The sequence below is a fragment of the Pseudomonas sp. MYb118 genome, from assembly GCF_040947875.1.
GTDB lineage: Bacteria > Pseudomonadota > Gammaproteobacteria > Pseudomonadales > Pseudomonadaceae > Aquipseudomonas.
The window spans coordinates 935,729-950,148 of record NZ_JBFRXN010000002.1 but is presented as its reverse complement, the minus strand read 5'-3'; the positions used below and the strand labels follow the sequence as shown (position 1 = coordinate 950,148).

The window sequence follows — 14,420 nt, the reverse complement described above, 5'->3', positions numbered from 1 at the left end:
TGGATCACGCGGCAGGTTGCAGGCCCAGGGCGGCCAGTTGCTGAGTGCTGCCCTTGTGCTGGATCAGGCGTGGATCGTCCAGCGGGAAGCTGCGGCCCAGCTCGGTTTCCAGGATGGTCTGCAACTTGTGGGTATCGACCTTGCCGTCGGCGCCAATGGCTTCCTTGAGCTTTTCCGGCGCCACGTGCGCGGTCTCGCCTGGCGCGTAGTAGATCGCGCCGGTGGCGAAGTCCACGGCAAACGCGATCAGGCCGGGAATGATGTAGAACAGCAGGCCCACGGCATCGAGCACGGCAATCGCCGGGTCGATCTTGCCATCGATCTGGCCACGGCGGTCGGGGTAGAAAATCGAACCGCAGGCGGTCACCTGGGTCAGCAGGGTGGCCACCAGTACACCGCCAATCAGGCGAAAGGGAATACGCATGGGAAAACTCCTGTCATCGGTAAACAAAGCGTCGTCGGTATGAATTAGGACCGTGATAAACGCCGGGCAGTTCGCCGTTATACTCGGCCCTCTGTTTGGGAGCCAGCATGATTTCTTTGCCGATTGATGAAGTTTTACCCGCCCTGCGTGAAGCGTTGGCGACACGCCACGAAGCCGTGCTCGAAGCGCCGCCCGGTGCGGGCAAGACCACTCGGGTTCCGTTGGCCTTGCTCGATGAGGCGTGGCTGGCCGGGCAGACCATTCTGATGCTCGAGCCGCGGCGTCTGGCGGCGCGGGCGGCGGCGGAGCGGTTGGCCAGTGAGCTGGGGGAAAAGGTCGGGGAAACGGTGGGCTACCGGATACGCCTGGACAGCAAGGTCGGCCCCAGCACGCGCATCGAAGTGGTCACCGAAGGCATCCTCACCCGGCGCTTGCAGGAAGACCCGGCGCTCGATGGCGTGGGCCTGCTGATCTTCGACGAATTCCACGAGCGCAGCCTCGATGCCGATCTGGCGCTGGCCCTGAGTCTCAATGGCCGCGAGCTGTTTCGTGACGAGCAGCCGCTGAAGATCCTGCTGATGTCGGCCACCCTCGAAGGCGAGCGCCTGGCGGGGTTGCTCGACGATGCGCCGATCCTGCGCAGCGAAGGGCGCATGTACCCGGTGGCGATGCGCTGGGGGCGACCTTTCCAGCCGGGGGAGTTCATCGAGCCGCGTGTGGTGCAGACCGTCCTCGAAGCCCTCAATGATGAAACCGGCAGTCTGCTGGTGTTCCTGCCCGGGCAGGCGGAAATCCGTCGTGTGCATCAACAACTGGCCGAGGCACTGGGCACGGACTCAACGGTGCTGCTTTGCCCGTTGCACGGCGAACTGGACCTGGCCGCGCAGCGCGCCGCGATCGACCCGGCCCCGGCCGGCAAGCGTAAAGTGGTGCTGGCCACCAACATCGCCGAGACCAGCCTGACCATCGACGGCGTGCGCGTGGTGATCGACGCCGGGTTGGCGCGAGTGCCGCGTTTCGACCCGGGCAGCGGCATGACGCGCCTGGACACCCAGCGCATTTCCCGAGCCAGTGCCACCCAGCGCGCGGGCCGGGCCGGGCGCCTGGAGCCCGGCGTGTGTTATCGCCTGTGGTCGCAGGATCAACACGAGCAACTGGCGGCCTACGCCAGCGCGGAAATCGTCTCGGCGGACCTGGCCGGCCTTGCGCTGCAACTGGGTCGCTGGGGCGTGGCGCCGCAGCAACTGGTGTGGCTCGACGTGCCGCCGGCAGCGGCTTACGCACAGGCGCAGGACCTGCTCGAACGCCTCGGCGCACTGGACGGTGAAGCGCTGAGTCGGCACGGGCAGGCCATGGCCGAACTGCCGGCGCATCCGCGCATCGCCCATCTGCTGTTGCGCGGGCAGGCATTGGGCCTGGCCGAGATGGCCTGTGACGTCGCCGCATTGCTGGGCGAGCGCGACATCCTGCGCGGTGCCGGCGCCGACCTGCACAGCCGATTGGTGCTGTTGTCCGGGCAAGAGCGAGCCGCCCGTGGTGCCCAGGGTGGGGTGCAGCGCGCCCGGCAACTGGCGCGACAATACCGGGGTTATCTGCGTGGCAAGGCGTCGGAGCCGGTCAGCGATCCGGATCACCCGCGGTGGCTGGGTGCCTTGCTGGCGCTGGCGTATCCCGACCGAGTGGCCCAGCAGCGCCGCGCCGGTGGTGCGGAGTATCGCCTGGCCAACGGCCGCGCCGCGTTGTTCGCCGAGGCGGACAGCCTGATGAAGCAGGCGTGGCTGGTGATCGCCGATCTGGGCAGTCGCCAGGGGCAGCGCGAAGAACGCATTTATCTGGCGGCGGATTTCGATCCGGCGTTGTTCGATTCGGTGCTCGCCGAACAGGTGCGAGTGGTCGATCAACTGGATTGGGACGAGCGCGAGGGCGTGTTGCGCGCCGAGCGTCAGCGCAAGGTCGGCGAGCTGGTGCTCAGCCGAGAACCCTTGAGCGGCCTGGATGAAGCCGCGCGCAGTCAGGCCTTGGTCAACCTGGTGCGGCGCAAGGGTCTGGAGTTGTTGCCGTGGACGCCAGAGCTGCGTCAGTGGCAGGCGCGGGTGGCGTTGTTGCGGCAGCTGGACCTCGATGCCAGCGGCGAAAGCGAATGGCCGGATGTCAGCGACGCCGCGTTGCTCAAGGGGCTTGAACACTGGTTGCTGCCGTACCTGGGCAAGGTGTCGCGGCTCAGTCATTTTGCCAACCTCGACCTCTCCAGCATCGTTCGCAACCTGTTGCCGTGGCCCTTGCCGCAACGCCTGGATGAGCTGGCGCCGCATCACCTGAGCGTGCCCTCGGGCTCGTCGATTCGCCTGGACTACAGCGAGCAGCCGCCGATCCTGGCGGTGCGCCTGCAGGAGCTGTTCGGCCTCGCCGAAACCCCGCGCATTGCCGGCGGCCGGCAGGTGGTGAAGTTGCACCTGCTGTCGCCGGCGCGTCGGCCGGTGCAGGTGACCCAGGACCTGGCGAACTTCTGGCGCAGCACCTATGCCGAGGTGAAGAAGGATTTGAAGGGGCGCTATCCCAAGCATTACTGGCCGGATGATCCGCTGGTGGCCGAGGCGACGGCGCGGGCCAAGCCGCGTAAGTAATTCCCCCGTATCTGTAGGAGCGAGCTTGCTCGCGATGGTCGTCAACGATAACGCTGGGCATCAGATAGCCAGCGTCGCCCGAGCTTCCATCGCGAGCAAGCTCGCTCCTACAGGGAACTGGGGCAAGGAAGGCTCAACGCACAATCTTGGCCGTCAACTGCTCCCGGCAGTAATCGGCGAACAGCTGTGCCGGTTTGGTCAGTTGCCCGCGCTTGAGCCAGGCCGCCACCAGCCCGGAGCCGGTGACGTCTTCGATGATGTCCACGCACACCACTTTCTTGCCGTCGTAGGTGCATTCCGAGTGCGGGCGGGTGACCAGGATCGAGAAGCCGAACCCTTGCCCGACCATGCCCCGGACCATCTCGATCGAGGGCGAGCTGAAGGCGATCTGCGGTTGCAGGCCCAGCTCCTCGAACAGGCTGACGAAGTAGGTGCGGCTCGGTTGCACGTCCAACAGGATCATCGGCTCCAGGCACAGGTCGCGCAGTGACACCTGCTTGAGCTGGGCAAAACGGTGGTCGGCGGGCAGCAGGGCGTAAGGGCGTTGCGCCGGCATCAGTGGCTCGGTTTCGATGGTGGCATCCAGGTCGTGCTCATACAGGATCGCCAGGTCGAAGTTGCCCGAGGTCAGGCCCTGCACCAGTTCCTGTTGTTCGCCGTCGCGGATACGGATTTTCACCCCCGGGTACAGCGCGGAAAACCCGGCGATCAATTGTGGCAGGTACAGCGGTGCGACGGTTTCGAAGCAGCCGATGTCGATCTGTCCGGCCACCACGTCGTTGTCGGCCAGGGCGTTCTGCTCGAACTCCTTGGCCATGCGCAGCAGTTCCTGGGCCTTGCGATAGAAGCGTGCGCCGCTGGGGGTCAGGGACACGCCCTGGGCGTGATGGCGGATCAGCAGTTGCACGCCAAAGCTGTCTTCCAGGCCCTTGATCGCCGTGGAAATCGCCGGCTGGGCGATGTACAGCTTGCGCGAGGCCTCGGCGACACTGCCGCATTCGACGGTGGTGATGAAGTACTTCAATTGACGCAGGTTGTAGGCAGCCACGGCAAACCTCTGGGTGGATGGACACAACATCCAGGCAAATTTTGCGCCGACTGCATCCGTTTCTGACGACGGTGTTTGTTATGCCTGAACAATAACCACATCGTGCGCCGGCAGGGAGATGACCTGCCCAGTTTTTTCATGGTCTGCGATGACATTTTTACTATTTTTGCTTGCCAGGGCCCTGAGCGACTATCCACTGCACAAGAAAGCCCATGGAGCATCTGAACGTGTTCGAGCTTGCATATTGGCAAAAGAAAGCCGCAGCCCTGGCGCTTCCCGACCAGGCCATGATCGGCGGCAAACAGCGTGCGGCGCAGTCCGGCCAGACCTTCGCGGCGATCAACCCGGCCACCGGCCAGCGCCTGGCGAACGTCGCAGCCTGCGGCTTCGAAGACGTGGACAGCGCGGTCCGCAACGCACGGCAGGTGTTCGAGGCCGGGACCTGGTCGGCGCGTGCGCCGGGTGAACGCAAGCAGGTGCTGCTGCGCCTGGCCGAGCTGATCCTCGAACACCGCGAAGAGCTGGCGCTGCTGGACTCGTTGAACATGGGCAAGCCGGTGATGGACGCCTACAACATCGACGTACCGGGCGCCGCAGGCGTGTTTCGCTGGTACGCCGAAAGCCTCGACAAACTCTACGACCAGGTCGCGCCCAGCGCGCAGAACGTGCTGGCCACCATCACCCGCGAAGCGCTGGGTGTGGTCGCCGCCGTGGTGCCGTGGAATTTTCCGCTGGACATGGCCGCGTGGAAACTCGCTCCGGCCCTGGCCGCCGGCAACTCGGTGATCCTCAAACCCGCCGAGCAATCGCCGTTCTCTGCCCTGCGCCTGGGCGAACTGGCGCTGGAAGCCGGGCTGCCCGCCGGGGTGTTGAACGTGTTGCCGGGGCTGGGCGAGCAGGCGGGCAAGGCGTTGGGCCTGCATCCGGACGTTGATTGCCTGGTGTTCACCGGCTCCACCGAGGTCGGCAAATATTTCATGCAGTATTCCGCGCAGTCGAACCTCAAGCAGGTCTGGCTGGAATGCGGTGGCAAGAGCGCCAACCTGGTGTTCGCCGACTGCCAGGACCTGGACCTGGCTGCCGAAAAAGCCGCGTTCGGCATCTTCTTCAACCAGGGCGAAGTGTGCTCGGCCAACTCGCGACTGCTGGTGCAGCGTTCGATCCACGATCAATTCGTCGAACGCCTAAAGGCCCAGGCCGAGCGCTGGCTGCCGGGCGATCCGCTGGACCCGTCGAGTCGCGCCGGGGCCATCGTCGACAGTCGCCAGACCGCACGCATCATGCAGTTCATCGAGCAGGCCGAACGCCAGGGCGCCACCCGCGTCTGCGGCGGTCGGCAGTCGGTGTTCAACGGTTCCGACAACTTCATCCTGCCGACCATCTTTACCCACGTCAGCCCGGACATGCCGCTGTTTCGCGAGGAAGTGTTCGGCCCGGTGCTGGCCATCACGCCGTTCGATGACGAGGCACACGCTTTGCAATTGGCCAACGACAGCGTCTACGGCCTGGCCGCGTCGCTGTGGACCGACGACCTCAACCGCGCGCACCGCGTGGCCCGGCAATTGCGCGCGGGCACGGTGTCGGTGAACAGCGTCGATGCGCTGGACGTGACCGTGCCTTTCGGTGGCGGCAAGCAGTCCGGATTCGGCCGCGACCTGTCGTTGCACTCATTCGATAAATACACCCAGTTGAAGACCACCTGGTTTCAACTTCGCTGACAAAAAAACGGAGAACTGGCGATGACCACCCCACGTGAAACCCGCGATTACCAGGCCGCCGATGCTGCGCACCACATCCACGCCTTCGTCGACCAGAAGGCCCTCAACGACGAAGGGCCGCGCGTGATGGTCCGTGGCGAACGCCTGCACCTGTGGGACAACGACGGTCGGCGTTACCTCGATGGCATGTCCGGGCTGTGGTGCACCAACCTGGGCTACGGTCGCCAGGATCTGACCGCAGCGGCGGCCCGGCAGCTTGAGCAGTTGCCGTACTACAACATGTTTTTCCACACCACTCACCCGCAGGTGATCGAGCTGTCCGAGCTGTTGTTCAGCCTGCTGCCGGGGCACTACAGCCACGCGATCTACACCAACTCCGGCTCCGAGGCCAACGAGGTGCTGATCCGTACCGTGCGCCGCTACTGGGCGATCCTCGGCAAGCCCGAGAAGAAGATCATGATCGGGCGCTGGAACGGCTACCACGGTTCGACCCTGGCGGCGACGGCGCTCGGCGGCATGAAGTTCATGCACGAAATGGGCGGCATGCTGCCGGACATCGAGCACATCGACGAACCGTATTTCTTCGCCCATGAAGGCAACCTGACCCCGGCCGAGTTCGGCCTGCGCGCGGCGCAGCAACTGGAAGCGAAGATTCTTGAACTGGGCGCGGACAAGGTCGCCGGCTTCATCGCCGAGCCGTTCCAGGGCGCCGGCGGCATGATCTTCCCGCCAGAGAGCTACTGGCCGGAGATCCAGCGGATCTGCCGCAAATACGACGTGCTGCTGTGCGCCGACGAAGTGATCGGCGGCTTCGGTCGCACCGGCGAATGGTTCGCCCACGAGTACTTCGGGTTCGAGCCTGACACCCTGTCGATCGCCAAGGGCCTGACCTCCGGCTACATCCCCATGGGCGGCCTGATCCTGTCGAAGAAAATGGCCGAGGTGCTGGTGGAGCAGGGCGGTGTGTTCGCCCACGGCCTGACCTATTCCGGGCACCCGGTGGCGGCGGCGGTGGCCATCGCCAACCTCAAGGCCCTGCGCGACGAAGGCGTGGTGACGCGGGTCAAGGACGACATCGGGCCCTACCTGCAACAGTGTCTGCGCGAGGTGTTCGGCAATCACCCGCTGGTGGGTGATATCCAGGGCACGGGTCTGGTTGCGGCCTTGCAACTGGCCGAAGACAAGGCCAGCCGCAAGCGCTTTGCCAACGAGAACGACATCGCCTGGCGCTGCCGCACCATCGGCTTCGAGGAAGGGGTGATCATTCGCTCGACACTGGGACGGATGATCATGGCTCCGGCCCTGATTGCCAGCCGTGAGGAAATTGACGAGCTGGTGGGCAAGACGCTGAAGGCGGTGGATCGTACTGCGCAGGAGTATGGTCGGCTCTGATTTGGTCTGAATATCCAGTAAACCTTATCGCGAGCAGGCTCGCTCCCACAGAGGTGCTGTGTACACAGTCCTGATGTGGGAGCGAGCCTGCTCGCGAGCTTTTAGCCCATTCCAGCTTTTTGCCCCCACCCTGTGCATCCCCCATCACCCCGCCCCATCCCCGCGCACGCTACCCAGTTTTTTCATCACTCCCACCGACATATTTCCTAATTTTCCTGCGCCAGGTGTTGGTCCAACATCGACCTTGCCAGCCAGCCGAACGCTGTCCGCCCTCAAGTCCGGCAGAGACCCCAGGCGAACACCCATCCCCCCGAAGCTGCTGGCCGTACTGCCCATGACAACTAAATCAACAGCTTTGGGAGTGCTTCATGATCAAGTCCTTGCTTACCGGTGTTGCGCATCCACTGGCGGTCACCGCCCTTGCCGTCACGGTCGCCAGCGGCGCCCAGGCCGGCACCCTGTCCATCGGCCATACCACCTGGGTCGGCTACGGCACGCTCTATCTGGCCCAGGACCTGGGTTACTTCAAGGAAGGCGGCCTGACCGTCGAATTGCCCGTCGTCGAGGAGGCCGCGATGTACATGGCCGCGCAGGCGTCGGGGGAGTTGTCCGGCTCGGCGTCGACCATTGATGAAGTGCTCAAGTACCGCCCGCAATTCTGCTTCAAGGCCGTGGCCGCGCTGGATGACAGCCATGGTGGCGACGGCGTGCTGGTGGGCAAGGACGTCAAGAGCCTGCAGGAACTCAAGGGCAAGGCCGTGGCGGTGAACGAGGGCTCGACCTCGCAGTTCTGGCTGTCGTACCTGCTGAAAAAACACGGCATGAGCATGAGCGACATCACCGTGCAGAACATGACCGCTGACGATGCGGCCACCGCGTTCATCGCCGGTCGCGTGCCGGCTGCCGTGACCTGGGAACCGCACCTGTCGATGGTGCGCGACAAGCAGCAGGGCAAGGTGTTGATCGACAGCAGCAGTACGCCGGGGGTGATCGTCGACGTGGTCGCGCTCAATTGCTCGGTGATCGAGAAACAGCCCGAAGACGTCAAGGCCCTGGTCGCCGGTCTGTACAAGGCCGTGCAGTACACCAAGGACCATCCGCAGGAAGCCTACAAAATCATGGCCAAGGGTGTCGGTGGTTACCTCTCCGATCCCAAGGAGCTGGAAGCTGCCGCCCAGGGTGTGCGCTTCTACGATCAGGCCATGAGCGAAAAACTCCTCGGCTCGCCGGGCAAGCCGGGCGACAGCGCACCGCTGATCAAGCTGGCCAACGAAACCGCCAGCGAATTGCAGGGCAAACCCTACAACGTCAGCAATGACGATCTGGTCGACAACCGCTTCGTCAGCCCGCTGTAGGAGGTTCCCATGTTCAAGCGCAATTCATGGCTGGGCCGCTGCATCACGCCCAAGACCGGCTTGCCGATTCCGGTTATCTGGAGCGCAAGCGGGCTGGCCTGGGTGATCCTGATCGGCTTGTGGGCGGGGCTGTCCTATGGCGGCGTGGTGCCGGGCATGTTTCTCCCCACCCCTGGTGCGGTGGCTGAAGCCGCCCTGCGCCTGGGGCGCGACGGCACCCTCGGCCAGCATGTGTGGGCGAGTGTCGAAGTGGTGATGGTCGGGTTTATCGTCTCCTCCCTGGTGGCGGTGCCGCTGGGGTTGCTGATGGGCAGCTTCCGCATCGTCCAGGCGTTCCTCGAACCGATGGTGAATTTCATCCGCTACCTGCCGGTGACCTCGTTCGTGCCGCTGTTCATCCTGTGGATCGGCATCGGCCTGGAGCAGCGGGTGTCGGTGATCATCTTCGGCGTGTTCTTTCAGCAACTGGTGATGATCGCGGACGTGTCCAAGGGCATCTCCAAGGACCTGATCAACGCCTCGTACACCCTGGGCTCCAGCCGCCGCGATGCGGTCCTGCATGTGATCGCTCCGGCCTCGCTGCCGGGCGTGCTCGACACCCTGCGGGTGACGATGGGCTGGGCCTGGACCTACCTGGTGGTCGCTGAACTGGTCGCGGCCTCCAGCGGCCTGGGTTACCTGAGCCTCAAGGCCATGCGCGGCTTTCAGGTCGACGTGATTTTCCTCGCCATCGCGATCATCGGCCTGTTGGGCCTGGTCACCGATCAACTGTTCCGTTTCCTTCGCCTGAGGATTGCCGCATGGGCTCAGTAACCGCCGTCAACCCACGTGTCGTCACGCCAATGGCTACCGCGGCACCCAGCGCGCCACGCTTGCAGGTCGACAAGGTCAGCCTGCGTTACCAGAAGCCCGGTGGTGGTGTGTTCACCGCCCTGGACCAGGTGTCGTTCGAGGTGCCGGACCAGCAGTTCGCGGTACTGGTCGGGCCCTCGGGTTGCGGCAAGTCGAGCCTGTTGTACCTCACCGCCGGGCTCAACGAGCCCACCGAGGGCGAGATCTATGTGGGCGGCCAGCAGGTGCAGGGCCCCGGTGCCGATCGCGGCATGGTGTTCCAGAGTTACACGCTGTTCCCGTGGCTGACCGTGCGCCAGAACGTCGAGTTCGGCCTCAAGCGGCGCGGCATGCCGGCGGCCCGGCGCAAGGAGATCGTCGACTACTACGTCAATGAAGTCGGCCTGGGCGGTTTTGCCGACAACTACGCCAAGCAACTCTCCGGCGGCATGATGCAGCGCGTGGCGATTGCCCGGGCGCTGGCCAACGACCCGCAAATCCTGCTGATGGACGAACCGTTCGGCGCACTCGACAGCCAGACGCGCCTGCAAATGCAGCAGCTGTTGTTGCGGGTGTGGGGCAACAGCAAGAAGACCGTGCTGTTCGTCACCCACGATATCGACGAGGCGATCCTGCTGGGCGACCGCGTCTACGTGATGGGCGCGCGACCGGGGCGGATCAAGCAGATCCTCGACGTGCCGATCGAACGCCCGCGGACCCTGGACATGGTCATGGAGCGCTCATTCATCGAGATGAAGCGCAACATTTTCGGGCTGTTGCATGATGATCTGGAGGAGGTGCATTGATCGTCCTGCCGTGCCGTTTCAACCTGTGGGAGCGAGCCTGCTCGCGATAGCGGTGTGTCAGGCACAACCATCGCGAGCAGGCTCGTTCCCACAAGGGGCACTACGGCGCTGCTGGCAACAGAAACCGCCCGATCACCGGCAGGTGATCGGATATGCGCAACGTATCGTCCTGCCGCACCGTCGCTGCGACTCGCTTGATCCGCGGGCTGTAGAACAGGTAGTCAACGGTGCGGTCCGGACCGTTCAGCCCTGGATCGTTGGGGTAATGCGTCAGCCAGCGTCCCCGGTCGATCCCGCCGGCTTCATTGTTGGTCGGGATCATCGGGTATTTGTCCCACAACAGGTGCAGGGCGCTGTCGGCGGAGTAGGGTGTGCGCTGCTCCGCGGGCAGGCGTCGGTATTGGCCCAGCGGCAGCAGATTGAAGTCACCGCCGATCAGCCATGGCGTGCCACGGCTTTCGAACCGGTCGAGCACCTTGGCCACCGCGGTTATCTGGTTTTGCAGGGTGTCGTCAGGTTGCCGGGCGCGATCCAGATGGGTGTTGAGCACGGCCATCTGGCCACCATCGCTCAGCGGAAGGTAGCTGACCAGCAGGGCGTTTCTCGGTTTGAACTGGCGACTGATGAAGTTGGCTGGCGCGAGGGGCAATTGCAGGCGCTCGGCATGCTCGATCTGGTAGCGGCTGAGTGTCGCCAGTTGCCGGCCGACGCTGCCGAAGATCGGTGGCAGGGGTACGAAATCGGCCTTCCAGTCGAAGGCATGGGTGCTGCACGGATACAGGTCGGCGACCCGCTCCTGAAGCAGTTTCAATTGGTTCTGGTAATCGCTGGCCTTGGCGCCGTCGTCGAGTTCCTGCAACAGCACGATGTCCGGCTGTTCGTCACGTATCACCCGCGCCACTTCATCGAGGCTGAAGGCCATGTCGGCGTCGGTCGGGCCTTCGTCGGTGCCGGCGGCCAGGTCGTTCCAGAACACGTAGCGTTTACCCGCCAGGTACTGGACGTTCCAGGTCATGACTTTCAGCGCCTGGCCGGGCACCAGGGATGGCGCCTTGGCATTGCAGCTGACCGGCATTGCCTCTTTGGCCTCGGGGCGCCAGGTCAGGCTGTAGAGCAGCAGGGCGAGCAGGCCGATGGCGGTCAGCAGGCCGAGCAGGGTGTAGCGCAGTAGACGGGTCATGGCTCGCTTATAGCGTTACAAAAGAAGGCCCGAGCATACCGAGGCGAAACGCCCTGCGCATCCCTTCTGTGCTCAGAGCGGCCGGTCGATTTTTTCCGGAACATCGCTGATCAGCATGAACAGACGGAACAGCACCACGCTGGTAAACAGCTGCAAAAAGCTGTGGGCGCTGTCGATCAGCAACGAAATCACCGGGTTCTGCGGGTCCGGGTATACCTGCAGGGTCAGGCCCTTGAGCACCCACAGCGGCCCCATCACACACAGAATGCACACCAGGATGCGCAGGAAATGGCCGCGGGTCAGACGCAGGCTGGCCTTCATCGCTGCCAGTGGCGCCAGGCCTCGCAGCACCAGCAAATACTCACCGAAGGCCAGGGTCACCATCAGCCAGATGCCGGGCAGGAAATACAGCGACAGCCCGAGCAGGATCAGCAAAGTGTTGAGCGCCGTCAGCAGCGCGAAGCGCGGCCACAGGCTCGCCGACATGGCCAGCAGGTCGCGGGTGCGCGGGGATTCACCGCGACTGCGGGCATCGAGAAACAGAATCAGCGCGGCGGTGTACAGCGGATACACCAGCAGACCGACGATCACACTGATGCCGGGGAAACTGTCCGGCTCGGTGGAGCGATCGACCACCTGTTGCAGCAACGCCTCGAAGACCACCAGCGGCAGGCACAGCTGCACGATCTGGCCCAGATTGCGTTTGAAGAAATACAAAGAGTCACGCAGTACATCGAACGGATTCATCAGTCGGTATCGCAGGTGGAAAGCAGTGGCCCACTTTAACCGATGCAGCGCGTGGGGGCGCAAACGTAAACGTTCAGTAAAGGTTATTGAATCAAGTTGTTTCAGCCTCCATTAAGGTCAGGCACCGTATCCTCAAGGGGGACGGGCACTGATTTCCCCGGCAATCTACGAGGTCGCCATGAATAGCGAAGAACAAACCCTGATCGACGGACTGTTTTCCCGGCTGCAACAGGCCGAAAAGGACGCAGCCCCGCGTGACGCCCAGGCCGAGACGCGGATCAAGGAACACATGACTCGCCAGCCTGCGGCGGGTTACTTCATGACCCAGGCGATTCTGGTGCAGGAGGCCGCGATCAAAAACCTCGATGCACAGAACCAGCAACTGGCGCAGCAAGTCCAGCAATTGCAGGTCGAATTGCAGTCGGCCAAGGCTTCGGCGCCCGCTGCAGCGCCGAGCAGCGGCGGCTTCCTGTCGAGCATTTTTGGTGGCAGCTCACGCGAGACCCCTGTACCAAGCGCAGCACCGTCCGGTGGCGGTTGGCGTGAGCCGGGACGGTCGTCGTTCAACGCGCCGCCGCCTCAACAGAATTACGCGGCACCGCCACCTCCACCCAACTACGCGCCGCAACAGCCGGCGGGCAGCGGATTTCTCGGTGGCGCGCTGAAAACCGCCGCCGGTGTCGCGGGTGGCGTAATGCTGGCGCAGGGCATCAGCAGCCTGTTCCACCACAACCAGCAACCGGAAGTGGTCGAAGTGATCCGCGAAGAGCCGGCCCAGGTCAACGATCAGCGCGGCGATAGCGGCTGGGGCGATGACCAGCGCGTTGCGGACAACTCCTACGACCAGGGCGGTTACGCCGATACCGACTACAGCGATGACAGCTCGTTCTTTGGCGGCGACGACGATTCCTTTGTCTGACCGGCAGGTCTGACCGGCCTGTCTGACATGCCATTCGTCTGGAGCGCTGCGGCGCTCCGGGCTGATTATTCGCGGAACAATCCTTGAGGCTGGCATACTGGGTCACTTTTCGTGCCAGGTGGCTGATTCAGCCTTGAGGACAACCGGTGAAAAAAATAGCGGTGTTCGCCGACGTTCAAAACCTCTATTACACCGTGCGTCAGGCCTACGGTTGCCACTTCAACTACGCCGCGCTGTGGGCTGATGTCAGCAAACACGGCGAGATCGTCGAGGCTTACGCCTACGCGATAGATCGCGGCGACAGCAAGCAGCAGCAATTCCAGCAGATCCTGCGCAACCTGGGCTTCACCGTGAAGCTCAAGCCCTACATCCAGCGCAGTGACGGCTCGGCCAAGGGCGACTGGGATGTGGGCATAACCCTGGACATCATGGACGCGGCGGACCACGTCGACGAAGTGGTGCTGGCTTCCGGCGACGGTGATTTCGACATGTTGCTCGAACGCATCATCAGCAAGCACGGGGTGCAGGCGGTGGCCTATGGCGTGCCGGGCCTGACCGCCAACTCGCTGATTCGCGCGGCCAGCCGCTACGTGCCGATCGAAGGCGCGTTACTGCTCAAGAATTGATCAATACGGAGTTGAAACAGGTTTGGAACGCATCGCAGTCATCGACTTTGAAACCACCGGAATCTCCCCGAGCAGCAGCTGCCGGGCCACGGAAATTGCCGTGGTGATCCTCGAACAGGGGCGCATCGTCGAGCGTTACCAGAGCCTGATGAACGCGGGCGTGCGCGTCCCGGCCTTCATTGAACAACTGACGGGCATCAGCAACGCCATGCTGCGCAGCGCGCCGTCGGCCGAACGGGTGATGAACGAGGTCAACGAGTTCGTCGGCACCACGCCGCTGCTGGCGCACAACGCCGCGTTCGACCAGAAGTTCTGGGACTTCGAGCTGGGCCGCATCAAGCGCACACGCCTGCAGAACTTCGCCTGCTCATTGCTGCTGGCCCGCCGCCTGATGCCGGCGGCGCCGAACCACAAGCTCGGCACCCTCACCACCTACGCCAACCTGCCCCACACCGGCAAGGCCCACCGGGCCATGGCCGACGCCGAGATGGCCGCCAACCTGACCGCGCACCTGGCGGATGAGCTGCGCGGTACGCACGGGCTGCGCGAACTGTCCCATGAGTTGCTGTGCAAGTTGCAGAAAGTGCCGGCGGCGAAGGTGGGGGAGCACCTCAAGCGGTATCGTGGCGCCTGAAACCAACACGACTCCTGTAGGAGCGAGCTTGCTCGCGATGGTCGTCAACGATAACGCGGGCTGTCTGGGTGCCAGCGGTGCCTGGTCCACCATCGCGAGCGTGCTCGCTCCTACAG

General features: G+C 63.9%; 13 protein-coding genes. 9 read left to right on the top strand and 4 right to left on the bottom strand.

The window, feature by feature from the left end; all coding sequences use genetic code 11:
- Positions 1-4: 4 nt before the first annotated feature.
- On the bottom strand, positions 5-424 hold the full coding sequence (locus ABVN20_RS10160) for a polyribonucleotide nucleotidyltransferase (protein WP_368555502.1): 420 nt from the start codon (positions 422-424) through the stop codon (positions 5-7).
- 107 nt (positions 425-531) lie between these two features.
- Here ABVN20_RS10160 and hrpB point away from each other — a divergent pair, with 107 nt between their 5' ends.
- Complete coding sequence (gene hrpB / locus ABVN20_RS10155; RefSeq protein ID WP_368555501.1) at positions 532-3,048, top strand: ATP-dependent helicase HrpB; 2,517 nt, start codon at positions 532-534, stop codon at positions 3,046-3,048.
- Positions 3,049-3,181: 133 nt separating this feature from the next.
- Here hrpB and ABVN20_RS10150 read toward each other — a convergent pair whose 3' ends face one another.
- Positions 3,182-4,096 carry a LysR substrate-binding domain-containing protein gene (locus ABVN20_RS10150; RefSeq protein ID WP_368555500.1) on the bottom strand — a complete coding sequence of 305 codons (915 nt, stop codon included), beginning with the start codon at positions 4,094-4,096 and terminating at the stop codon, positions 3,182-3,184.
- A 227-nt stretch (positions 4,097-4,323) separates the two neighbouring features.
- Between ABVN20_RS10150 and ABVN20_RS10145 the strand changes: the two genes are divergently transcribed.
- The 5 genes from ABVN20_RS10145 (at position 4,324) to ABVN20_RS10125 (ending at position 10,198) form a co-directional block, all read left to right on the top strand.
- Positions 4,324-5,814, top strand: a complete 1,491-nt coding sequence (locus ABVN20_RS10145; RefSeq protein WP_368555499.1) for an aldehyde dehydrogenase — start codon at positions 4,324-4,326, stop codon at positions 5,812-5,814.
- 21 nt (positions 5,815-5,835) lie between these two features.
- Positions 5,836-7,206: an aspartate aminotransferase family protein gene (locus ABVN20_RS10140; protein WP_368555498.1), complete on the top strand. Its 1,371-nt coding sequence runs from the start codon at positions 5,836-5,838 to the stop codon at positions 7,204-7,206.
- A 368-nt stretch (positions 7,207-7,574) separates the two neighbouring features.
- Positions 7,575-8,561 (top strand): ABC transporter substrate-binding protein, encoded by a 987-nt coding sequence (locus ABVN20_RS10135; RefSeq protein WP_368555497.1) that lies wholly within the window; start codon positions 7,575-7,577, stop codon positions 8,559-8,561.
- 9 nt (positions 8,562-8,570) lie between these two features.
- Positions 8,571-9,374: an ABC transporter permease gene (locus ABVN20_RS10130; RefSeq protein WP_368555496.1), complete on the top strand. Its 804-nt coding sequence runs from the start codon at positions 8,571-8,573 to the stop codon at positions 9,372-9,374.
- Complete coding sequence (locus ABVN20_RS10125) at positions 9,362-10,198, top strand: ABC transporter ATP-binding protein (RefSeq protein ID WP_368555495.1); 837 nt, start codon at positions 9,362-9,364, stop codon at positions 10,196-10,198. The genes ABVN20_RS10130 and ABVN20_RS10125 overlap by 13 nt, the downstream gene beginning before the upstream one ends.
- 100 nt (positions 10,199-10,298) lie before the next feature.
- Here the strand turns inward: ABVN20_RS10125 and ABVN20_RS10120 are convergent, their stop codons facing one another.
- Both ABVN20_RS10120 and ABVN20_RS10115 read right to left on the bottom strand, forming a co-directional pair.
- The gene (locus tag ABVN20_RS10120) at positions 10,299-11,378 is read right to left on the bottom strand and encodes an endonuclease/exonuclease/phosphatase family protein (protein WP_368555494.1); all 1,080 of its coding nucleotides are present in this window, start codon (positions 11,376-11,378) and stop codon (positions 10,299-10,301) included.
- Between the two features lie 72 nt (positions 11,379-11,450).
- On the bottom strand, positions 11,451-12,125 hold the full coding sequence (locus tag ABVN20_RS10115) for a YciC family protein (RefSeq protein WP_368555493.1): 675 nt from the start codon (positions 12,123-12,125) through the stop codon (positions 11,451-11,453).
- A 178-nt stretch (positions 12,126-12,303) separates the two neighbouring features.
- On the opposite strand from ABVN20_RS10115, the gene ABVN20_RS10110 reads away from it, so the two are divergent.
- From ABVN20_RS10110 to ABVN20_RS10100, 3 genes are all read left to right on the top strand, one after another.
- Complete coding sequence (locus tag ABVN20_RS10110; protein WP_368555492.1) at positions 12,304-13,044, top strand: DUF2076 domain-containing protein; 741 nt, start codon at positions 12,304-12,306, stop codon at positions 13,042-13,044.
- A 146-nt stretch (positions 13,045-13,190) separates the two neighbouring features.
- Positions 13,191-13,670, top strand: coding sequence for an NYN domain-containing protein (locus ABVN20_RS10105; protein WP_368555491.1), 480 nt, complete (start codon positions 13,191-13,193; stop codon positions 13,668-13,670).
- Between the two features lie 22 nt (positions 13,671-13,692).
- Positions 13,693-14,304: a PolC-type DNA polymerase III gene (locus ABVN20_RS10100; RefSeq protein WP_368555490.1), complete on the top strand. Its 612-nt coding sequence runs from the start codon at positions 13,693-13,695 to the stop codon at positions 14,302-14,304.
- Positions 14,305-14,420: the final 116 nt, after the last annotated feature.